Origin of the sequence: Pseudomonas sp. Cab53 (genome assembly GCF_018325965.1) — a bacterium.
Taxonomy (GTDB): domain Bacteria; phylum Pseudomonadota; class Gammaproteobacteria; order Pseudomonadales; family Pseudomonadaceae; genus Aquipseudomonas; species Aquipseudomonas chlororaphis_E.
In genome coordinates this window covers 2,311,843-2,329,813 of the sequence record NZ_AP021902.1, presented here as the reverse complement: position 1 = coordinate 2,329,813, position 17,971 = coordinate 2,311,843, and the positions used below count along the sequence as shown (strand labels likewise).

The window sequence follows — 17,971 nt, the reverse complement described above, 5'->3', positions numbered from 1 at the left end:
CGTCAGCGAAAATCAGCACGTTTTCGATAGCAGTCCAGAAGCCAAGCCCACCCCTGTCGTCTCGCGAACGGGACAGACGTCTTCGTGCCTTAAAAAATATTCCCTTTAAAAACAATTAGCTAATGGAAATTTCAATGTATTTCCAAAAATTAGCTTGCGCGCTAAATTTCAATGCGATAATTTTCACTCAACTTCTTAGCGCGCAAACATTTAAGGCGCTAAAACCTAACCAGCACCGTCCGCATCTACTCTCAGGAGAAAGACCATGAAAGCACTCTACACCGCTGTAGCAACCGCCACTGGTGGCCGTGATGGCCGCGCTGTTTCGAACGACGGCATCCTCGACGTGAAGCTGACTACCCCCAAGGAACTTGGCGGCGCCGGCGGTGCGGCGACCAACCCTGAGCAACTGTTCGCCGCCGGTTACTCGGCCTGCTTCATCGGCGCGCTGAAATTCGTCGCCAGCCAGGGCAAGCGCAAGATCCCGGACGACGCCTCGATCACCGCCCACGTCGGCATCGGCCAGATCCCCGGCGGTTTCGGCCTCGACATCGACCTGCACATCAGCCTGCCGGGCCTTGATCAAGCCGATGCCCAGGCGCTGGTCGACGCGGCCCACCAGGTCTGCCCGTACTCCAACGCCACCCGCGGTAATGTCGATGTGCGCCTGCACGTCTCGGTCTGACGTCACGGGCCTTCCCGAACGTGCACACCGCCACAACAGGCAACCACCCGCTTCTTCTTTTTAAAGGTAATGACTCATGAAAAAGCTTCTTTCTGGCCTGGCCCTCGCCACCGCTTTCGCAGCTGCCGGTCTTGCAAACGCGGCCGACGTCAAACCCACTGTCGTGCTAGTGCATGGCGCTTTCGCCGACTCTTCGAGCTGGAACGGCGTGGTGAAAATTCTGGAAAAGGACGGCTATCCGGTCATTGCGGCGGCGAACCCTTTGCGGGGCGTCAGCAGTGATGCCCAGGCCGTGGCGAGCATCGTCAAGAACATCAAGACGCCGGTGGTCCTGGTCGGCCACTCCTACGGCGGCTCGGTGATCAGTGAGGCGGCGTACGGCAACCCCAACGTGAAGGGCCTGGTGTACGTGGCAGCGTTCACGCCCGAGACGGGCGAGACGGCGGCGCAACTGTCTGGACGGTTCCCGGGCGGTACCCTGGCTTCGGCCTTGGCGGCCCCGATGGACCTGGCCGACGGCGGCAAGGATCTGTACATCCAGCAGGACAAGTTCCACGACCAGTTCGCCGCCGATGTACCTGAGGCCGAAGCACGCCTGATGGCTGCCGGTCAGCGTCCGGTCACCGTCGCCGCGCTCAACGAAGCCGCGACCGACCCGGCCTGGAAAACCATTCCATCCTGGTTCGTGTACGGCGACAAGGACAAGAACATCCCGCCTCAAGCCATGGCGTTCATGGCAGAGCGTGCCCATTCCAAACAGACCGTCGTGGTGAAAGGCGCCTCACACGTGGTGATGGTTTCCAACCCGAAGGTGGTGGCCAACCTGATCGAGAAAGCGGCGCAATAACACGCCCTCTGGCAACCGGGGACCGCTGGCAACAGGCAGCGGTCCTTGCTCATCTGCTGCAAGCTGCAACGGCCCGGCAGGCATTCCATCGGCACTGCACACGTCTAATCCTTGATGGCTCATGGCTATCTGTCGATAATCACGCCTCTTTAAAAAAGCACATAAGGATTTGCTGTGAAGAAGCTCTACCTGGCTCTACCGTTCTGCGCCCTGCTGCTTCAAGGCTGCGGTGTGACCATGACCCGCTACGAACCCAACTTCCAGAACGTTCAACAGCTCAAGCAACAGGAGCCCGTGCAGCCCGTGCGTGAAGCCCAGGTCGATGCCGATTCCGGCCAAGGGTCGCTGATGGTGCGCATGAACCCGATCTCTTCGCCTGCCGGTAGCGTTCCGCTGCACATCCAGGCAGCGATCAACGACGAACTGCGCCAGGCGGGTCTGCTGGACCCTCGCGCTGACCGTCAGTTGCAAGTCCGGTTGATCAAGAACCAGCTCACGGCCGGCATGGGCAGCGGTCATGGCGAGTTGTCCGCACGCTTCACGCTGCGCAAGGGCGATCAGGTTCTCTACGAAGCCACCAAGGACGTGCAGCGCGAATGGGACAGCAGTTTCTTCGGCCCGATCGCCATCCCGGCGGCCGCGAACAACTACAACCCGATGGTGCAGGACTTGCTCAAAAACTTGTACAGCGACCCGCAGTTCACTCAAGCGTTGAAGTAAGCAAAAAAAAAGAGCCGCAATCGCGGCTCTTTTTTTCAGCGGTGTCAGCCCCGTGGAATGCGGGTGTCGACAGCGGAGTATTTCGTGTGGTTGTTGTCGACCCAGTTCTTCAACAGCGCATTGACCTGGCGGTTGAAGGTGTCAGTGACGGCTGCCTTGGGGGTATTGCCTGCCAGCGGCAGGAACCAGATGCCCATCCAGGTGTTGATCGCGTCATGGTTGTTGGCTTTGCCCAGTGGCTGGCCACGCTCATCCACGGTTTCCAGGCTCATGGTGTACTGGTCCGTTGCCAGTGCAGGAATAATCCCGAGCGAGAAACCACTGATGAACGCCAAGACCAACTGACCGCCGCCTGGCGCGTGGTTGTAGACCTTCAGGCGCAGGCTGTAGTCACCGGGTTGCTTCTGGAATTCGTCGAAAACCACGCGGCCAAACAGCCCCGATTCATCGATGGTACGTTTCAGTTCGGGCTTGAGCATGTCGCGGGCCTGCGGCACTTCGGTGGCCTTGGCACTGTCAGGTTCGCCCTGATAGAAATCGAAGTCGACATAGACGTTCGGCTTGTTCGAATAACCGGCCATCGAAGGCAGGTTCACTGGGGCGACTTCATCCTTGGTGAAGCTGGCGCAGCCAGTGAGGCTCAAGGCCAGGACAAGACCTATGGCTTTTGCAAATTGCATATCAACTTCCTTGCGTAATGTTCTAGTTGCCGCTCACGAAGAGGGGTGCGGATTCTAGCGGGATCCACCCGAAATCAAAAGGCCATCACTTGGCTGGCCTCAATGCCTGCATGCAATCGTGCAAACAAGCGGTCACAGATCCAGGGTGCCTCTGATCAAGGCGTTGAGCACGCCCTCGACATCGGCGTCCTGCTCGTTCAACAGGCACAGCGGAATGCCTTGCAGGGCGGCTTGCGAGCCAGCCAGCCCCACCCCCGTCAGGGCCAGTGGGCAAGCGATGTCCATTTGTAACGAACGCAGGCGCGTGGCCAGGAGGGGGTTGACCGGCGCTTGCAACGCAATCACCAGCGCCGCCGGCTGGATGGCCGCGCACACCAGGGCAAGCTCTTGCAAGGGTTGCCCGCAACCGAGCACGTCGATGCGTTGCTGCTTGCCGCCCAGCAGCACGGCGGCGCACAGCAACTGCAGTTCGGCATGCCCTTCGGTACCGGCCAGCAGTACGTGCGGCGCATCCACCTGATCCCTCTGCAGGCGCAGCATCAGGCGATTGCGCAGGAACGTGTCGAGAAACAGCCATTGGCTGCACGCCCCCAACGCACTGCCCGCCGCCAGGTCTTGCCAGACCGGCATCAACACCTTGCGCAGTACCACAGCCTTGGGCAATAGCGTGAACAACCGGTGATAGAGGTCTTCCAGCGCCCGGGCATCGAAGGCCTTGGTGGCGTGCACGACGGCGGCACGCCAATCGTCAAGCGCGTTGTCCTCGGGCGGGACCACCTCGTGCTGGCCTTCGAGCAGTTCGCCGACCTTGCTGATGGGCAGGCCACCGGCCGTCCAGCGCAGGATGTCGCGTATGCGCTGCACATCCTCGACCGTGTACAACCGATGACCACCGTCGGTGCGTTGCGGGCGGATCAACCCATGGCGTCGTTCCCAGGCACGCAATGTCACCGGATTGATGCCGGTCAGGCTGACCACGTCACGCATGGGCAGCAAATCGGGTGGGGTGGCTTCAGTCATACGAGGGGTTTATCCGAAAGGTGGCACATTCTAAACCCATACAGTCTTTCTGCGGCGAGCATCCGTAGGTCATCATGTGGCAAACCGCACCGAGGCTTCGCACAGGTGCGCTACGCAGACCGCTGCATTATTTCGTGGGTGGGCCCAATGATCGACGCAAAGCTGCTGCAATTGATGGTCGAAAACTCCAACGATGGCATCGTCGTCGCCGAGCAGGAGGGCAACGACAGCATCCTCATCTATACCAACCCGGCCTTCGAACGCCTCACCGGCTATAGCGCCGACGATATCCTCTACCAGGACTGCCGCTTTCTCCAGCGCCAGGATCATGATCAGGCGGGCATCGCCGCTATCCGCGAGGCGATCAGCCAGGGCCGGCCCTGCCGTCAGGTCCTGCGCAACTATCGCAAGGACGGCAGTCTGTTCTGGAATGAATTGTCCATCACGCCCGTGCACAACGAGGCGGACCAGTTGACGTACTACATCGGCATCCAACGCGACGTTACGGCGCAGATTGCCGCCGAGGAACAGGTTCGCGCGCTGGAAGCAGACGTCGCGGAACTGCGTCGGCAACTCGCCGAGATCAATCGTTGAAACAAAAACTGTACAAGAGGATTGACTTGTACAGATTTAACCGTACGCTTCAGCCATACCTGTACAACATTTCTTTTTTGTACAGGATTGCCTGGAGTGCCGTATGTCAGCCTACCTGCAGCAATTCGCCGAGGACTTTGCCAGTCTCACGGGAGACAACCTCGATGCACTGGAAAAGCTGTACAGCGAAGACATCATCTTCCGTGATCCCCTGCATCAGATCCAGGGCTTGAAGGACCTGCGAGCCTACTTCACCGAGCTGTACGCCAACGCCCACGACATCCGCTATGCCTTCACCAGCGCCGACGAAGTCCAGCCTGGGCAAGGTTACCTGCGCTGGACCTTGCAGTTCCGTCATCCACGCCTGGCCCGCGGCGAGCAGATCACCCTGCAAGGCTGCAGTCATTTGCAGTGGAGCGACCGGGTCCATTTCCACCAGGATTATTTCGACGCCGGCGCCCTGCTCTATGAACACATCCCGGTCATGGGCGGCGCCATCCGCTGGCTCAAGGGCCGGTTGGCATGAGCCGTTGCTGGCTGACCGGCGCCAGTAGCGGCATCGGGGCCGCGCTCGCGCAACACCTGCTGGAGCAAGGCCATCAGGTGGCATTGGGCGGTCGCCACGCAGATAGCCTCGCACCTCTGGCGGAGCGGTTTCCCGGCCAAGTATTGCTGGCCATCGGCGACCTCGACGACCCGGAGCAAGTGGCCGGGATCGCCACCCGGATCCAGCTTGCCTGGGGAGCGCTGGACATGGCGATCCTCAATGCCGGCACCTGCGAGTACCTGGAACCGGGCCATTTCGACCCCGCCGTGGTCGAGCGAGTGATGCGCACCAATCTCATGGGGGTCAGCCACTGCCTGGCGGCCGCCCTGCCCTTGCTGCGCAATGGCCAGCGACCCCACCTGGTGGTGATGGGCAGTTCGGTGACCTGGCTGGCCTTGCCCCGCGCCGGTGCCTACGGCGCGTCCAAGGCGGCCGTGCGGTATCTGGTGGAGTCGCAGCGTATCGACCTGGCCCGCGAGGGCATCGACGTCACCCTGGTCAACCCCGGCTTCGTCGACACGCCACTGACCCGTCGCAACGACTTCCCCATGCCGCAACTGTGGTCGGCGCAGCGCGCCGCACGGCATATCGCCAAGCGTCTGCCCCGACGGCCGCTGGAGATCAACTTCCCCGGCATTTTCACCCTGGTGTTGCGCCTGCTCGGGGCCATGCCCGCGTGCCTGCGCCTGAAGCTGGGCCAACGCCTGGCCCGCCATGAACAGGATTGACGATCGATGCGTATAGCAATCATCGGCAGCGGCATCGCGGGCCTGACCTGCGCCCACCTGCTGTCACGCAAACACGAAGTGACGGTGTTCGAGGCCGCCGAATGGATTGGCGGTCACACCCACACCGTCGATGTGGCCTGGCGTGGCGAGCACTATGCCATCGACACCGGCTTCATTGTCTTCAACGACTGGACCTATCCGAACTTCATCCGCTTGCTCGATCAGCTCAAGGTCGCCTCACGGCCGACCGAGATGAGCTTCTCGGTGCATAACCCGCTCACCGGCCTGGAATACAACGGTCACGACCTGAACACGTTGTTCGCCCAGCGTCGCAACCTGGTGTCGCCGGGATTCTGGGGAATGCTGCGCGATATCCTGCGCTTCAATCGTCAGGCGCTCGCCGACCTGGACGAGCAGCGTATCGACGCCAGCATCACGCTGGGCAGCTACCTGCAAGCGCAGGGCTACGGCCAGCGCTTCATCGAGCACTACATCGTGCCGATGGGCGCGGCGATCTGGTCGATGTCCCCCGCGGATATGCTCGACTTTCCCCTGCAGTTCTTCGTGCGCTTTTGCCGCAACCACGGCTTGCTATCGGTGAATCAGCGTCCGCAATGGCGGGTCATCGAAGGCGGCTCGCGCAGTTACATCGCGCCGTTGTGCCAACCGTTCGCGCAACGTATCCGGCTCAACTGCAAGGTTCACCGGGTCAGCCGCGACGAAGGCGGCGTAACGCTGACCAGCGCCGCCGGCCCGGAACGCTTCGACAGCGTGGTGTTCGCCTGCCACAGCGACCAGGCCCTGGCGCTGCTGGAAGCGCCCAGCCCGCAAGAACGCGCCGTACTGGGCGCCATCCGCTACGCAGACAATGACGTCGTGCTGCACACCGACAGCCGCCTGCTGCCGCGCCGCAGGAGGGCCTGGGCCAGCTGGAACTATCGTCTCGGCGGCAGCGACCAGGCCCCGGCGGCCGTGACCTACAACATGAACATCCTGCAAGGTATCCAGGCATCGGAGACCTTCTGTGTAAGCCTCAACCAGACAGCGTTGGTGGACCCGGCAAAGATCATCGCCCGCTTCCAGTACGCCCATCCGCAGTACAGCCTGGCCGCATCGGCTGCGCAAGCGGACCACGCGCAACTGCAAGGCCAGCAATTGAGTTACTACTGCGGTGCCTATTGGGGCAACGGCTTTCACGAGGACGGGGTGGTCAGCGCGCTGAAGGTGGCTGAGCATTTCGGAGAAACATTGTGAACAGCAGCCTTTGCCTGGGCTGGATCAGCCACCGTCGCCTGTCGCCACGGCGCCATGCCTTCCGCTACCGGATCGGCCTGTTCTACCTGGACCTGGACGAGCAAGCCTGGCTGCTCGGCCTGTCGCGCTGGCTGCGGCGCTGGCGCCTGGCACCGCTGAGCTGGCGCGAGAGCGACTACCTGCCGGCGCGGACCCGTCAAGGCGAGTCACTGGCCCAGGCCGCCCGCCTGCTGGTCGGACAGGCCACGGGACAAACGCCCGAGGGCCCGGTCCACCTGCTCACGCAGTTGCGTTGCTGGGGCCTGTCGTTCAACCCGGTGAGTTTCTATTTCTGCCACAACCGCGACGGGCGCCTGGCGGCGATCCTGCTCGAAGTGCGCAACACGCCGTGGCGTGAGCGATTCCACTACGTGCTGCCGGTGCAAGACGACCTCGCCAAACCGTTCGCCGTGGCCAAAGCCTTCCATGTGTCGCCGTTCATGCCGATGGACATGGACTATCGCCTGCGATTCGCCCTGGACGAACAGCACGTGCGCATCCACATGGAGAACTGGCAAGGCACCGACAGGGTTTTCGAGGCCGACCTCGCCTTGCGCCGCCAGCCGCTGGATCGAAAGGCGTTGCATCGATACATCCTGGCGTTCCCCTGGATGAGCCTGCGCACTGTCTCGGCCATTTACTGGCAAGCCTTGCGCCTGTTGTTCAAGCGCACCCCAATCCATGACCACACGACCCGCCCGGGCGACCTGGCGCTCGGCCAACCTTGCGAGAACCCCGACCATGTCCAATTCCACCCTGAGCGTTAGCAAGTCCACGGGCCTGGCGCCTTTGCTCGGCGGGCTGGCCCGCACCGCCGTGCTCGCTCAACTGGGCAAGCTGCGCCACGGTCACCTGCGGCTGCTCAGCCATGGGCGGCAATGGAACTTCGGTGATGCCGCCAGCCCGTTGCAGGCCGAAGTGGAGATCCTCGACGACACCACCTGGGGCATGATCGCCGGCAACGGCTCAATCGGCGCGGGCGAGGCCTATATCCACGGCTTCTGGCGCAGCCCGGACCTGGCCTTGGTGACCCGCCTGTTCGTCGCCAACCTGGACGTGCTCGATGCCCTTGAAGGCGGCCTGGCGCGCCTGGGTCGCCCGGCCCTGCGACTGCTGCATCGGTTGAACCGCAACAGCCGACGCGGTTCCCGGCGCAACATCCTAGCCCACTACGACCTGGGCAATGCCTTGTTCGAGCGGCTGCTGGACCCGACCATGATGTACTCCGCCGCCCAGTTCGAGCACGCCGGGCAAACACTGGAACAAGCCCAGTTGCACAAGCTGGAAAACATTTGCCAGAAGCTTGAGCTGCGCCCCGACGATCATCTGCTGGAGATCGGCTGCGGCTGGGGCAGCCTGGCGATCCACGCGGCCATCCGGCACGGTTGCCGGGTCACCACCACGACCCTTTCCGAAGCGCAGTACGCCTATACCGTGCAGCGCGTGCAGGCCCTGGGGCTGGAGCAGCGCGTGACGGTGCTGCGCGAAGACTACCGCGACCTCAAGGGCACCTTCGACAAGCTCGTCTCGATCGAAATGATCGAGGCTGTCGGCCACCGCTACCTGCCGGTGTATTTCCGCCAATGCGCGGCACTGCTCAAACCCGAGGGCCTTATGCTGTTGCAGGCGATCACCATCCGAGACCAGCGCTATGCCCAGGCACGGCGCTCGGTGGACTTCATCCAACGCTACATCTTCCCCGGCGGCGCCCTGCCCTCGCTGAGCGTGATGCTCGACACCGCCAGCCGTCACACCGCCCTCAACCTCGTGCACCTGGAGGATTTCGGCCTGGACTACGCCCGCACCCTGGAACATTGGCGCGATAACTTGCGACAGGCGCGTACCGAACTGACGACGCTGGGCTACGACGATACGTTCCAGCGTCTGTGGGAGTTCTACCTGTGTTATTGCCAGGGCGGTTTCCAGGAGCGCGCCATTGGTGTGGCGCACCTGCTCTGGGCCGCGCCCCAGGCAAGGCGTGCGGCCTTGCCTGGACAGGCTTGATGCCCAGGCGATGGCTGGTCGCCAATGCCCTCTGGTTGCAGGTCGGCTGGTGGATCTGCGTACTAGGGGCTCAGCATCCCTGGCTGTTGTTGCTGGTGCCCGTCGGCCTGGCCCTGCATCTGTGGCTGTGTCCGGACTTCAATGGCGAGGTAAAGGCCCTGCTGCGCACCGCCCTGGTCGGTTGTGCGCTGGATAGCCTGCTAGGGGCGTTGAACGTATTCCGCTTCGACAGCTGGCCGCTGCCCCTGTGGCTGGCGCTGTTGTGGCTGGTCCTGGCCAGCGGCTTGCGCCACAGCCTGGCCTGGACCGGCCGGCCCGTCTGGCGCGCGGCGATGCTCGGCGCAGTGGGAGGTCCGTTGGCCTACCTGGGCGGCGCCAGGGTGGCGCAGGTCGAGCTGCCGCTGGGCGTCATGGAAACGGGCCTGCTGTTGAGCGCGGTCTGGGCATTGGCCTTTCCCCTGCTTGTGCGCCTCGCGGCGTGGCGCTGACCCACGGCCTAGCTACCACTGGCTAGCCAGCGTCAACGGCAGCCGCAAGGGCGTGATGGGGCCGTCACGCTGCCCACACATTTCATCATGCACCACATGCTGCACCAACGTGCACGGCACGGGTGGCAGATCGATCAGCAACTGGCGCAGCTCGGTGGATGAACGCAATCGAACAGGCTGGCCCTGGGCATCGCTCAGGGTGACCGGACCGGTACCGGTCATGGCGCGCAGGAGGTAGAAGCCGCCTTCCAGCGACAGCAACTCAAGCGCTTCGACTTCACCGGCCGTGACTCGCTCAGTGAGTTGACTCAAATTCATGGCGTGCCCTCCGGCAAGCGGCGGAAGAACAAGGTGATCTGGCCGATCTCCACCCCCAGTTTGCTCATGCTCGAACGGTTGATCAGGGTGTCTTCATCCATCAGGTACATCCAGTCGTCCAGGTCCACTTCCCAATGCCGTCCTTCCACGGGCAAGTCCAATCGGTAACGCCAACGCAGTGCGTTACCGGCCACTTCGCCCCGGGCCTCGCCGATCACATCCCCGGCGGTTCCGCGCCAACGACCCGGGCCGTCCGGCACAATCGTCCAGGTACGCTGCTGTCGCGTGCCGTCGCTGTAGAGGAAGTGTTCATCGAGGATCAGACGCTCGCCTTCACGGCGACTGTCGATGCGAACGTGGAAGCGCTTGACCACTTCTCCGGACCGCTTCTGGAACATCCCCCAGGCCTGCACCGGTCGCGAGAAGAACGCCGCCAGGTCCAAGCGCGGTTGTTCCCCGGCATAGTGCTCGACGCCGACATTGCCGCAACTGCCGAGAAACAGGCAGGCCACCAGCAAAAGTGCTTTGTACATGTTCAGGTCCCTCGGTCGTTGTCCGCCAGGCCTAGCAGGCGCTGGCGCAATTGTGGGTCGCGGGCCCGCGGATCCAGCCAGATGGCGAAGAACGCCCGGGCAAACACCGGGTCGGCTACTTCATGGCTGAGCTTGCCGTCCACGTAGAAGCGGCAACCCTTGCCCGGCAGGTACAGGCCAGTGATGCGCATGCCGGGGCGCACGTCCACGAATGCGGCCTGCATCGCCTGGGTCCAGGCCTCAACGGATTGGGCTGTCACGCTGTCGGGGCCTAGCCGCTGCATTTCCTCGAGGCTGGCCTGCACCAGCGTTTCCCGGGATATCGATCGGTGATAAAGCAACTCCAGCGCGAAGGGCTGGTTCCAATCCTGTACCGGGCCGGCGGTCCACAACCGGGCGGTATACAGGCGCAGGCCGAACCAGGTGAAATCGCCCTCCCCCAGCCGTTGCGCGGTGGGCAGCGTCGTTCGCCAGTCTGCGGCGGCCGAGGCCATCACCGTCAGCATCAGGCAAAGGCAGGCCCAACGAACAGAGTGCGCCATGGAGAACCTGTAGAATACGAAAATATCTGTACAAGATTAGTTTCTTGTACAGATAAATTCAAACTTTGTATAGATTATGCGCAGTCCCTGGTGAGGAGTTTTCATGCTGTACGTAGTCATGCTCGGCGGTCGTCACCCCCGAGCCAGCATCGAAGTACACGACGTGGTGTTCGCCCAAGCGGACTCACTCGAACAGGCGTACCCCCAACTGCGCCAGGCGTGGTTCGGCAGCCGTCAGGGTTTGCATATCGATTCCTGGCTGGAAATCGACGGCATCGACACCTACCGCGTCGAATTCAGCTCGATGGCCCCAGGCCCCGACGAACCCAAGCTGTTTTTCATCAACCTGGGTGGCTACGAGCGCGAAGTGTTTGGTGAAGCCCACCGCTACCTGCTGGTAGTGGCCCGAGACAAGACCCAGGCCAAGCAATTGGGCAAGCGCCGCATGCCGGCGGATTGGCTCAAGGCCCACACCGACGCCGTGCTCCAGGTGGACGATTGCCTGCCGGTGGACTGGGTAAACGGCCACTACGTCCACCTGGTCACGGGGGCTCACAAGGGGATGGGTCAATACAGCGACTACAGTCTGATCTGAAGATCTGATTGCCTGCCAACGACTGAAATCCCCAAGCAAAACGGCTTCAATGCGCCTGGCCGATTGTCAGGCCCCGAACGCGCCATCAATGGTGTGCATCGCGCCTGTGACGAAACCGGCCTCCGGGCCAGCCAGCCAAGCGACCATGGCCGCCACCTCTTCCGGCCTTCCATGGCGTTTGATGGCCATGAAACTGTGCATGAGATCCTTCATCGGTCCGTCCGCCGGGTTCGCGTCGGTGTCAATCGGACCGGGCTGGACCACATTGACGGTAATTCCACGCGGCCCGAAATCCCGGGCGAGTCCACGGGCCAGCCCTTGCAGCGCGGATTTGCTCACGGCGTAGGACGCCATCCCAGGGACCGGCATCCGATCACCGTTGACGGAACCAATGATGAGGATACGTCCTCCTTCGGGCATCCGCCGGGCCGCTTCCACTGCTGCGAAGTAAGGCGCATGAATGTTGATCCGAAAGAGCCGCTCGATCGCATCCGGGTCCTGCTCCAGCGCATCGCCGAAAATCGCGATGCCTGCATTGACCACCAGCACATCCAGAGGACCGCTGTCGCGCACCCGCGCGATGACCGCATCACGGTCGGAACTGTCGGTCTCGACGGCGATGCTGTTTGTTTCGTTGGCAAGCTGCTCAGCGGCCTGTTTCGAGCCGGCATAACTGAACGTCACCGCAGCCCCCTCCGAGGCGAAACGCCGCACGATCGCAGCCCCAATTCCCCGGCTGCCGCCGAGCACCAAAACAGATTTATCGTTGAAAGCTGACATGTGATTCTCCTGGAAATCGCGGGTTCTATTACACGCTGCCGATCATTTGCTCGCTTCTTTCCCAGAGCGCTTGCGCCTTGGAAGGATCAAGCGCGTACGACCTCGCGCCATCAGCAAACGGGTTCGAGGTATCGACAATCGGCGCGACCGCGCAATCTTCGAGATAACGTCCGCCAATCGCGTCTTTTTCTGCGAGGACGGCGGCCCAGACCGAGGTGGCCGCCGCTTGTGGAATCGATTTGAGTTCCAGGGGCGGCAGACCTGCTTCGGCCCGCGCGTTGCCCACGGTTTCAAAAAGGCCCTGCAACGCTTCCTGCGGGAAATGGCGCGGTAGATCGGTCAGGCTGTTGCCAGGCATCACCGCCGCGGCGCGGATGCCACGGCTGCGGTGCCGTTGGTCAAAGGCAACGGCGAACAGTGTGGTGGCTGTTTTCGAGCGGCCGTAGGCGACAAAGGGGTCGTAGGCCTGTTGTTCGAAATTCGGATCGTCCAGATCGATGTCGGCGACGCGATGCGCCTGGGAGGACAGCACCACCAGGCGTCCGTTGTCGACGAGCAGCGGCGCGATGCGATTGATCAAGGCGAAATGGCCCAGGTGATTGGTTCCTAGCTGGACCTCGAAACCATCGACCGTATGCCCGAACGGCGTTGCCATCACACCCGCATTGGCAATGATGGCGTCGAAGGACTGGCCATTGGCAAGTAACCTGTGCGCGGTGGCGCGAACGCTTTGCAAGGAGGCCAGGTCCAGCTCGAGCAACGCCAGGCTGCCCCCCGCTCGCGCAGCTTCTTCAAAAACCGAAGCCGTGGCCTTCTCGGCTTTGGCGAGGTCTCTGACCGTCCCCACCACCGTGGCACCGTGGGCAACCAATGAGCGTGCGGTTTCCAGGCCAATGCCCGAAGACACGCCGGTCACCAGGTAGCGCTTGCCATTGAGTTCGAGACCGGAGAGCACGTCGTCCGCGGTCGACTTTGCGCCAAACTTATTCGTCATTTGATATCCCTTGTTCATGCACTGGAAAATTTCGACCGGCTCGACCTGCGTCGAGGGTCATTCGAACGTCCTGCGCGCTACCCGCACAGCGAGGACTGACTGCATTTAAATTTCATAATCACCGTTACAGTAACGACTGTTATTAAATTGACCTTGCCCCAGGGTGTCAAGGCATTTAATATCGATCGTTATGAAAAAACGGAGGTAAGAAATGGGTCGTCAGCGCGAGTTCGACGTGGATCAGGCGTTAGAGGCTGCCCTGGGTGTGTTCTGGCGCAAGGGCTACGAGGGCACCTCGTACACGGACCTCACGCAGGCCACCGGGGTGGAGCGGCCAGGCCTGTATTCGGCGTTCGGCAACAAAGAGGCCCTGTTCCGCCGGGCGCTGGAGCGCTACTACGAGGTCTACCTCGCTTTCTTCCCCGAAGCGATGTTGCAGCCGACCTCGCGCCAGGTGGTCGAGCACATCCTGCGGGGGGTGGCCGAACTCAATACCCGCTACCCCGACCGCAGGGGATGCCTGGGTATACAGGGAGTGCTGGCCGGCTCGGACGACGCCGAACCCATCCGGCAAGCGCTGATTGAGGCACGGGCAGAGGGAGAGACGGCACTGCGCGAACGGTTCGAGCGGGCCAAGGCTGAGGGCGATCTGCCCGAGTCGGCCAACTGCGCTGCCCTGGCGGCGTTCATCATGGCGGTGACCCACGGCATGGCCGTTCAAGCCAAGGCTGGCTTCAGCCGTGAAACACTCGAGGCGGTGGCCGACCAGGCCTTGTCGACCTGGCCATAGCCTTTGTAATGCGTGGTTGTCCCTCAGGTCACTGCGGTCCCTTGCCTCGGACTATCAACTCGGCCGGCCGCAATGGCTAATGCCGTGTCGCTGCGTCAACGAAGACCGACAGATCGCGATTGAAACGTTCGGCCTCCTCCAGGAAAGGAGCATGCCCCGAGTTCGGATAAAACTTGCCTAGGACTGAGGCATTCAACGCCTTGGCGCGATTGAACGAAGGTTCAGCCTGCACCAGGGCGTCGCGCGCCCCATAAATCAACAACAATGGCTTGTGCATCGCGCCCAGGCCCTTGGGGGCGTCCAGCGACATGCCATGCACCGCTTTCTGCATGTTTTCCGACGCCATGGCCGCATTCGCCACCAAGCGCTGGAACGTATCGGCATCAGGCCGCGTGGCAAAACACAGCGCGACAAACTCACGTTCGGCATCGAGATGGGTCTTGAGATCAGGCGATGCCATTCCACTGTACACACGAGTGTGCGCAACGATTTGCTCGGGTTTCAGCTCAATCACACCCCCCACGTACACGGCACCGGCAATCTTCGCGTCGCCATAGGCTGCCAGGTAATTTGTCGCCACCGCCGCCCCCAGCGACCACCCCACCAGCACAGGCCGTTGGGCGCCGGAGCCCGCAATCACCGCGGCCAGATCATCAGCCCAACGGCGTCCATCACGATAGGCATCGGCACGCTCGGGCCGGCCGGAACCGCCATGCCCCCTCAGGTCGTAGGTAATGAGACGGTAGCGCTGCAGTTCAGGGCTATTGACCTGCTTTTCCCAACTCAGATGGCTGCCCAGCAAGCCGTGAATAAAGAGGATGGGTGAACCATTCGGGTCTCCCGCTTCTTGCACGGCATTGGACACGCCATCGGGCGCCGTCACGGTGTACGGCTGCACGGCAGCCTGTGCCAGCAAAGACACGCCCATGAGCGCGATGCCGGCACACCCGCTTCGCCAGGGGTTGAAGGCCTTGAAAGACATCATGTTAAAGCTCCTGCGAATGGAAAGCGCGCAGCCTAAACCCTGACATTAGTGTCACGGTCAAGCAGCAATGCTATGGTTCGATCCATGAACCAGACATCGCCTCCCGCCCCGCTGAAGATTGGTGCCCTGGCACGAGCAACCGGCGCCAGCGTGCGCTCGATTCGTCATTACGATCAGCAAGGCTTGCTCACGTGCACGCGGGCCGATAACGGCTACCGGGCATTCCCCGCAGTCGCCATCACGCAGGTCAAGCAAATCCAGCGCCTGATCGCCAGCGGCTTCAGCCTGGATGAGATCCGCACCTTCCCCGACTGCATGCTGCTGATCGAAGGGGCGAAAGCCTGCGCTAACATCACCGACACCCAGCGCAAGCGGCTGGCGATGCTCGAACAGCAGATCGAAGCGCTCGAACACCAACGCCAACGCTTGCGCGCCATGCTGATTGAAGGCTCGGAGCCCGATCAGGCGCCCTGACCGCGTCGACTGCAACATTGCTCCCAGCGCCAGACGCTACCATTCGAAATTCGAATGGGACCCATGACGCTTATTCGCTTTTCTGAACCCCACGATTGCTTCCACAATGGCGCCCCTGTAGCGGTACAACTTGAGGCAGTCGTGAGGTGAAGGTGTGTTGAGTGTCGATGCGGGCTCCGTGAGCCTGGATAGGAACCTGGTGTGGAGTGGCTTCAAGCAGCTGTTACCGATTTCCCTGTTCGTGATTGTCTTCGCCGTTGCCTTCGGCCTTGCCGCTGCGCAAACCGGCCTGGACGCAACGTCAACCTTGCTGATGAGCACGCTGGTATTCGCCGGCGCCGCGCAATTTGCCGTGCTTGACCTGTGGGGGCCGCACGTTCCGGTGCTGCCGCTGGTGGTGACGGTATTCGCGATCAATGCCCGGCATCTGCTGATGGGGGCCACGTTGTATCCCTGGCTGCGGGAACTGCCCCGGGCCCGGCGCTATGGCGTGATGCTGGTGGTCTCGGACGCCAACTGGGCGATGTCCATGCAGGCGTTCAGCAACCGCAAGCCAGGCCTGGGCCTGCTGTTTGGCGGTGGCCTGGCGCTGTGGTCGGCCTGGGCGCTCGGCAGTTGGCTGGGGTTGAAGTTCGGCAGCGTCATCCAGGACCCGGTGAGCCTCGGCCTGGACATGGTCATGGGCTGCTTTCTGCTCGCCATGGTACTCGGAGGCCAAAAGAACCTGCGCATGCTGATCATCTGGAGCGTGGCCGCCGGTGCGTCGTTGCTGGCGTACAGGTACCTGCCTGAAAACGCCCACGTGGTCACCGGGGCATTGGCCGGTGGTGTGCTGGGCGCGGTCTGGACGGAGAAAAAACATGAGCATTGAGACCTCAGGCTACGGCACATTCCTCATCATCCTGATCATGGCCGTGGTGACCCTCGCGACGCGTTGGGGCGGCGTGTTCGTGATGTCATTCGTCCCGATCAACTACCGGGTGCAGCAGTTCATCAACGCCATGTCCGGCTCGGTACTGGTGGCGGTGCTCGCGCCGCTGGCGGTCACCGGTGACAACGGTGCGCGGCTGGCCCTGCTGACGACCGCCGTCATGATGCTAACCCTGCGCAAGCCGCTTCCAGCAATTGCCGCCGGGATCCTGATGGCGGCTTTATCCAGGCAATTCTAGGTTTGTCTTGTACTATGCCCGTCTCCAACCACCTATGAATGAGACCAATGGACCTGCACTCAATCCTGGCCTTTACACTGGTCGCCGCGATTGCCATCGCAAGCCCCGGCCCTGCGACCGTGATGGCGATCAATAACAGCCTGGCCTACGGGCCGCGGTACGCAGTATGGTCTTCGCTGGGCAATGCCTGCGGGCTGTTCTGCCTGTCGGCGGCGGCGATGTCCGGCCTGGGTGCCCTGCTTGCCAGCTCCGAATGGATGTTCAACGCGGTGAAGGTCCTGGGTGCCGGTTATCTGTTCTACCTGGGCGCCAGGCAATTGCTCACTCGGCAGCCGATCCTCGCCCAGCAGATCCAGCCAGACGGAACAGTCCAAGCCCCGTCGCGCAAAAAGCTCTACAAGTCGGCGTTCCTGACCGCTGCCACCAACCCCAAGGCGACGATGTTCTTCACCGCCCTCTTCCCACAATTTATCGACCAGGGCGCAGCGCTGTTGCCGCAATTCCTGTTGCTCACCTCGATATTCATGGGGTTGTCGTTGGTGTCACTGAGTCTGTACGCAGCCGCTGCGGCCCAGGTCAAAGGCCTGCTGACCCGTCCAGCGTTCTCCATATGGATCAGCCGGCTGGTGGGCTCGACGTTCATCGGTTTTGGCGCCGCCATCCTTGCGATGCGTCGGCCTGTTTCCTGAAGGGCCTTGGGCGACTCTTCCGTGGCTTCGTCCGACATGCGCAACTTGTCACGCGGGTGGAAAATCCTCATAACACTTAGGCAAGTAACCCCAGATCCTCAACACATCGCCACGCACTTCGAATTCGAATCCAATCCGTGCGACCACTGCCGATAGTTCGTCGGTGTGGTCGATGGTTGTCCGGGCCAGCAGCCGTCCCCGGAACGGGCCTTCTTGCGTCAGGCCGATGTCGAACCATTCGACGCAGGCGAATGGAAACGGCAAATGGTAGAACCATTCCACATCCCACCCCGAGATGTAGCCGGAGACTGACTTGTACCGCCAGGACGGGCACCATCCCTCGCGCTGGCGGAAATGGCTGATCAGTTCATCCCACTTGGTGTTGTTTGACGCACTCGCCAGGTTTCTTGCAGCCACGGCGGCGCTGATCTTCTTGCGCATCGCCTCGTCGTGGCCAATGCCGGCTGTTGGCAGTTCGTTCATGCGCGGTCCACCT

The 17,971-nt window shown here is 62.1% G+C and carries 25 protein-coding genes; 16 read left to right on the top strand and 9 right to left on the bottom strand.

Features of this window, described 5'->3' with window-relative positions; genetic code table 11:
• Nucleotides 1-265: 265 nt before the first annotated feature.
• The 3 genes from KI241_RS10290 to KI241_RS10280 all read left to right on the top strand — a co-directional run bounded on the left by KI241_RS10290 (nucleotide 266) and on the right by KI241_RS10280 (nucleotide 2,252).
• Nucleotides 266-685 carry an organic hydroperoxide resistance protein gene (locus tag KI241_RS10290; RefSeq protein WP_042728483.1) on the top strand — a complete coding sequence of 140 codons (420 nt, stop codon included), beginning with the start codon at nucleotides 266-268 and terminating at the stop codon, nucleotides 683-685.
• Nucleotides 686-761: 76 nt separating this feature from the next.
• Nucleotides 762-1,532, top strand: a complete 771-nt coding sequence (locus tag KI241_RS10285; protein ID WP_042728482.1) for an alpha/beta hydrolase — start codon at nucleotides 762-764, stop codon at nucleotides 1,530-1,532.
• Nucleotides 1,533-1,706: 174 nt separating this feature from the next.
• Nucleotides 1,707-2,252: a hypothetical protein gene (locus KI241_RS10280; RefSeq protein WP_042728481.1), complete on the top strand. Its 546-nt coding sequence runs from the start codon at nucleotides 1,707-1,709 to the stop codon at nucleotides 2,250-2,252.
• A gap of 44 nt (nucleotides 2,253-2,296) precedes the next feature.
• Here the strand turns inward: KI241_RS10280 and KI241_RS10275 are convergent, their stop codons facing one another.
• Together KI241_RS10275 and KI241_RS10270 are read right to left on the bottom strand one after the other, a co-directional pair.
• Nucleotides 2,297-2,932 (bottom strand): hypothetical protein, encoded by a 636-nt coding sequence (locus KI241_RS10275; RefSeq protein WP_042728480.1) that lies wholly within the window; start codon nucleotides 2,930-2,932, stop codon nucleotides 2,297-2,299.
• A 132-nt stretch (nucleotides 2,933-3,064) separates the two neighbouring features.
• Complete coding sequence (locus tag KI241_RS10270; protein ID WP_042728479.1) at nucleotides 3,065-3,952, bottom strand: MerR family transcriptional regulator; 888 nt, start codon at nucleotides 3,950-3,952, stop codon at nucleotides 3,065-3,067.
• A 147-nt stretch (nucleotides 3,953-4,099) separates the two neighbouring features.
• Here KI241_RS10270 and KI241_RS10265 point away from each other — a divergent pair, with 147 nt between their 5' ends.
• The 7 genes from KI241_RS10265 (at nucleotide 4,100) to KI241_RS10235 (ending at nucleotide 9,606) form a co-directional block, all read left to right on the top strand.
• Nucleotides 4,100-4,546, top strand: coding sequence for a PAS domain S-box protein (locus KI241_RS10265; protein ID WP_042728478.1), 447 nt, complete (start codon nucleotides 4,100-4,102; stop codon nucleotides 4,544-4,546).
• 103 nt (nucleotides 4,547-4,649) lie between these two features.
• Complete coding sequence (locus KI241_RS10260; RefSeq protein ID WP_042728477.1) at nucleotides 4,650-5,072, top strand: nuclear transport factor 2 family protein; 423 nt, start codon at nucleotides 4,650-4,652, stop codon at nucleotides 5,070-5,072.
• Complete coding sequence (locus KI241_RS10255; protein ID WP_047735633.1) at nucleotides 5,069-5,821, top strand: SDR family NAD(P)-dependent oxidoreductase; 753 nt, start codon at nucleotides 5,069-5,071, stop codon at nucleotides 5,819-5,821. Before KI241_RS10260 ends, KI241_RS10255 begins: the two co-directional genes overlap by 4 nt.
• A 6-nt stretch (nucleotides 5,822-5,827) precedes the next feature.
• Nucleotides 5,828-7,075, top strand: coding sequence for an FAD-dependent oxidoreductase (locus KI241_RS10250; RefSeq protein ID WP_042728475.1), 1,248 nt, complete (start codon nucleotides 5,828-5,830; stop codon nucleotides 7,073-7,075).
• The gene (locus KI241_RS10245; protein WP_042728474.1) at nucleotides 7,072-7,881 is read left to right on the top strand and encodes a DUF1365 domain-containing protein; all 810 of its coding nucleotides are present in this window, start codon (nucleotides 7,072-7,074) and stop codon (nucleotides 7,879-7,881) included. The genes KI241_RS10250 and KI241_RS10245 overlap by 4 nt, the downstream gene beginning before the upstream one ends.
• Nucleotides 7,856-9,118: a cyclopropane-fatty-acyl-phospholipid synthase family protein gene (locus tag KI241_RS10240; protein WP_212803649.1), complete on the top strand. Its 1,263-nt coding sequence runs from the start codon at nucleotides 7,856-7,858 to the stop codon at nucleotides 9,116-9,118. The genes KI241_RS10245 and KI241_RS10240 overlap by 26 nt, the downstream gene beginning before the upstream one ends.
• Complete coding sequence (locus KI241_RS10235) at nucleotides 9,118-9,606, top strand: DUF2878 domain-containing protein (RefSeq protein ID WP_212803648.1); 489 nt, start codon at nucleotides 9,118-9,120, stop codon at nucleotides 9,604-9,606. The genes KI241_RS10240 and KI241_RS10235 overlap by 1 nt, the downstream gene beginning before the upstream one ends.
• A 12-nt stretch (nucleotides 9,607-9,618) precedes the next feature.
• Here the strand turns inward: KI241_RS10235 and KI241_RS10230 are convergent, their stop codons facing one another.
• Genes KI241_RS10230 through KI241_RS10220 form a run of 3 tightly spaced genes read right to left on the bottom strand, consistent with a single transcriptional unit; the run spans nucleotide 9,619 to nucleotide 10,999 of the window.
• Nucleotides 9,619-9,924: a DUF6482 family protein gene (locus KI241_RS10230; RefSeq protein ID WP_042728471.1), complete on the bottom strand. Its 306-nt coding sequence runs from the start codon at nucleotides 9,922-9,924 to the stop codon at nucleotides 9,619-9,621.
• A complete protein-coding gene (locus KI241_RS10225; protein WP_042728470.1) occupies nucleotides 9,921-10,457 on the bottom strand; it encodes a DUF3833 domain-containing protein in 537 nt (178 codons plus the stop codon). Before KI241_RS10225 ends, KI241_RS10230 begins: the two co-directional genes overlap by 4 nt.
• A gap of 2 nt (nucleotides 10,458-10,459) precedes the next feature.
• Entirely contained in the window at nucleotides 10,460-10,999 is a 540-nt protein-coding gene (locus KI241_RS10220; protein WP_042728469.1) for a chalcone isomerase family protein, read from the bottom strand.
• A gap of 103 nt (nucleotides 11,000-11,102) precedes the next feature.
• Here KI241_RS10220 and KI241_RS10215 point away from each other — a divergent pair, with 103 nt between their 5' ends.
• The gene (locus KI241_RS10215) at nucleotides 11,103-11,594 is read left to right on the top strand and encodes a DUF1543 domain-containing protein (RefSeq protein WP_212803647.1); all 492 of its coding nucleotides are present in this window, start codon (nucleotides 11,103-11,105) and stop codon (nucleotides 11,592-11,594) included.
• Nucleotides 11,595-11,660: 66 nt separating this feature from the next.
• Here KI241_RS10215 and bdcA read toward each other — a convergent pair whose 3' ends face one another.
• Together bdcA and KI241_RS10205 are read right to left on the bottom strand one after the other, a co-directional pair.
• Nucleotides 11,661-12,374: an SDR family oxidoreductase gene (gene bdcA / locus KI241_RS10210; RefSeq protein WP_123578806.1), complete on the bottom strand. Its 714-nt coding sequence runs from the start codon at nucleotides 12,372-12,374 to the stop codon at nucleotides 11,661-11,663.
• A gap of 28 nt (nucleotides 12,375-12,402) precedes the next feature.
• Nucleotides 12,403-13,368 carry an SDR family NAD(P)-dependent oxidoreductase gene (locus KI241_RS10205; RefSeq protein WP_123578805.1) on the bottom strand — a complete coding sequence of 322 codons (966 nt, stop codon included), beginning with the start codon at nucleotides 13,366-13,368 and terminating at the stop codon, nucleotides 12,403-12,405.
• A 211-nt stretch (nucleotides 13,369-13,579) separates the two neighbouring features.
• On the opposite strand from KI241_RS10205, the gene KI241_RS10200 reads away from it, so the two are divergent.
• Nucleotides 13,580-14,158, top strand: a complete 579-nt coding sequence (locus KI241_RS10200; protein WP_123578804.1) for a TetR/AcrR family transcriptional regulator — start codon at nucleotides 13,580-13,582, stop codon at nucleotides 14,156-14,158.
• Nucleotides 14,159-14,234: 76 nt separating this feature from the next.
• Here KI241_RS10200 and KI241_RS10195 read toward each other — a convergent pair whose 3' ends face one another.
• Complete coding sequence (locus tag KI241_RS10195; protein ID WP_212803868.1) at nucleotides 14,235-15,140, bottom strand: alpha/beta hydrolase; 906 nt, start codon at nucleotides 15,138-15,140, stop codon at nucleotides 14,235-14,237.
• 87 nt (nucleotides 15,141-15,227) lie between these two features.
• Here KI241_RS10195 and KI241_RS10190 point away from each other — a divergent pair, with 87 nt between their 5' ends.
• The 4 genes from KI241_RS10190 (at nucleotide 15,228) to KI241_RS10175 (ending at nucleotide 17,475) form a co-directional block, all read left to right on the top strand.
• Entirely contained in the window at nucleotides 15,228-15,617 is a 390-nt protein-coding gene (locus KI241_RS10190; RefSeq protein ID WP_123578803.1) for a MerR family transcriptional regulator, read from the top strand.
• 154 nt (nucleotides 15,618-15,771) lie between these two features.
• Nucleotides 15,772-16,488, top strand: coding sequence for an AzlC family ABC transporter permease (locus KI241_RS10185; protein WP_123578802.1), 717 nt, complete (start codon nucleotides 15,772-15,774; stop codon nucleotides 16,486-16,488).
• Entirely contained in the window at nucleotides 16,478-16,786 is a 309-nt protein-coding gene (locus KI241_RS10180; RefSeq protein WP_123578801.1) for an AzlD domain-containing protein, read from the top strand. Before KI241_RS10185 ends, KI241_RS10180 begins: the two co-directional genes overlap by 11 nt.
• 47 nt (nucleotides 16,787-16,833) lie before the next feature.
• Nucleotides 16,834-17,475 carry a LysE family translocator gene (locus tag KI241_RS10175; RefSeq protein WP_047735645.1) on the top strand — a complete coding sequence of 214 codons (642 nt, stop codon included), beginning with the start codon at nucleotides 16,834-16,836 and terminating at the stop codon, nucleotides 17,473-17,475.
• 48 nt (nucleotides 17,476-17,523) lie between these two features.
• Here KI241_RS10175 and KI241_RS10170 read toward each other — a convergent pair whose 3' ends face one another.
• Entirely contained in the window at nucleotides 17,524-17,958 is a 435-nt protein-coding gene (locus tag KI241_RS10170) for a DUF6678 family protein (protein ID WP_042728463.1), read from the bottom strand.
• Between the last annotated feature and the right edge of the window lie 13 nt (nucleotides 17,959-17,971).

Excerpts from the sequence above, each read along its gene's own strand:
- KI241_RS10290 (WP_042728483.1), top strand. The coding sequence starts at position 266 with ATGAAAGCACTCTACACCGCTGTAGCAACCGCCACTGGTGGCCGTGAT.
- KI241_RS10285 (WP_042728482.1), top strand. The coding sequence starts at position 762 with ATGAAAAAGCTTCTTTCTGGCCTGGCCCTCGCCACCGCTTTCGCAGCT.
- KI241_RS10275 (WP_042728480.1), bottom strand. The coding sequence starts at position 2,932 with ATGCAATTTGCAAAAGCCATAGGTCTTGTCCTGGCCTTGAGCCTCACT.
- KI241_RS10270 (WP_042728479.1), bottom strand. The coding sequence starts at position 3,952 with ATGACTGAAGCCACCCCACCCGATTTGCTGCCCATGCGTGACGTGGTC.
- KI241_RS10265 (WP_042728478.1), top strand. The coding sequence starts at position 4,100 with ATGATCGACGCAAAGCTGCTGCAATTGATGGTCGAAAACTCCAACGAT.
- KI241_RS10260 (WP_042728477.1), top strand. The coding sequence starts at position 4,650 with ATGTCAGCCTACCTGCAGCAATTCGCCGAGGACTTTGCCAGTCTCACG.
- KI241_RS10255 (WP_047735633.1), top strand. The coding sequence starts at position 5,069 with ATGAGCCGTTGCTGGCTGACCGGCGCCAGTAGCGGCATCGGGGCCGCG.
- KI241_RS10250 (WP_042728475.1), top strand. The coding sequence starts at position 5,828 with ATGCGTATAGCAATCATCGGCAGCGGCATCGCGGGCCTGACCTGCGCC.
- KI241_RS10240 (WP_212803649.1), top strand. The coding sequence starts at position 7,856 with ATGTCCAATTCCACCCTGAGCGTTAGCAAGTCCACGGGCCTGGCGCCT.
- KI241_RS10235 (WP_212803648.1), top strand. The coding sequence starts at position 9,118 with ATGCCCAGGCGATGGCTGGTCGCCAATGCCCTCTGGTTGCAGGTCGGC.
- KI241_RS10230 (WP_042728471.1), bottom strand. The coding sequence starts at position 9,924 with ATGAATTTGAGTCAACTCACTGAGCGAGTCACGGCCGGTGAAGTCGAA.
- KI241_RS10225 (WP_042728470.1), bottom strand. The coding sequence starts at position 10,457 with ATGTACAAAGCACTTTTGCTGGTGGCCTGCCTGTTTCTCGGCAGTTGC.
- KI241_RS10220 (WP_042728469.1), bottom strand. The coding sequence starts at position 10,999 with ATGGCGCACTCTGTTCGTTGGGCCTGCCTTTGCCTGATGCTGACGGTG.
- KI241_RS10215 (WP_212803647.1), top strand. The coding sequence starts at position 11,103 with ATGCTGTACGTAGTCATGCTCGGCGGTCGTCACCCCCGAGCCAGCATC.
- bdcA (WP_123578806.1), bottom strand. The coding sequence starts at position 12,374 with ATGTCAGCTTTCAACGATAAATCTGTTTTGGTGCTCGGCGGCAGCCGG.
- KI241_RS10205 (WP_123578805.1), bottom strand. The coding sequence starts at position 13,368 with ATGACGAATAAGTTTGGCGCAAAGTCGACCGCGGACGACGTGCTCTCC.
- KI241_RS10200 (WP_123578804.1), top strand. The coding sequence starts at position 13,580 with ATGGGTCGTCAGCGCGAGTTCGACGTGGATCAGGCGTTAGAGGCTGCC.
- KI241_RS10195 (WP_212803868.1), bottom strand. The coding sequence starts at position 15,140 with ATGTCTTTCAAGGCCTTCAACCCCTGGCGAAGCGGGTGTGCCGGCATC.
- KI241_RS10190 (WP_123578803.1), top strand. The coding sequence starts at position 15,228 with ATGAACCAGACATCGCCTCCCGCCCCGCTGAAGATTGGTGCCCTGGCA.
- KI241_RS10180 (WP_123578801.1), top strand. The coding sequence starts at position 16,478 with ATGAGCATTGAGACCTCAGGCTACGGCACATTCCTCATCATCCTGATC.
- KI241_RS10175 (WP_047735645.1), top strand. The coding sequence starts at position 16,834 with ATGGACCTGCACTCAATCCTGGCCTTTACACTGGTCGCCGCGATTGCC.
- KI241_RS10170 (WP_042728463.1), bottom strand. The coding sequence starts at position 17,958 with ATGAACGAACTGCCAACAGCCGGCATTGGCCACGACGAGGCGATGCGC.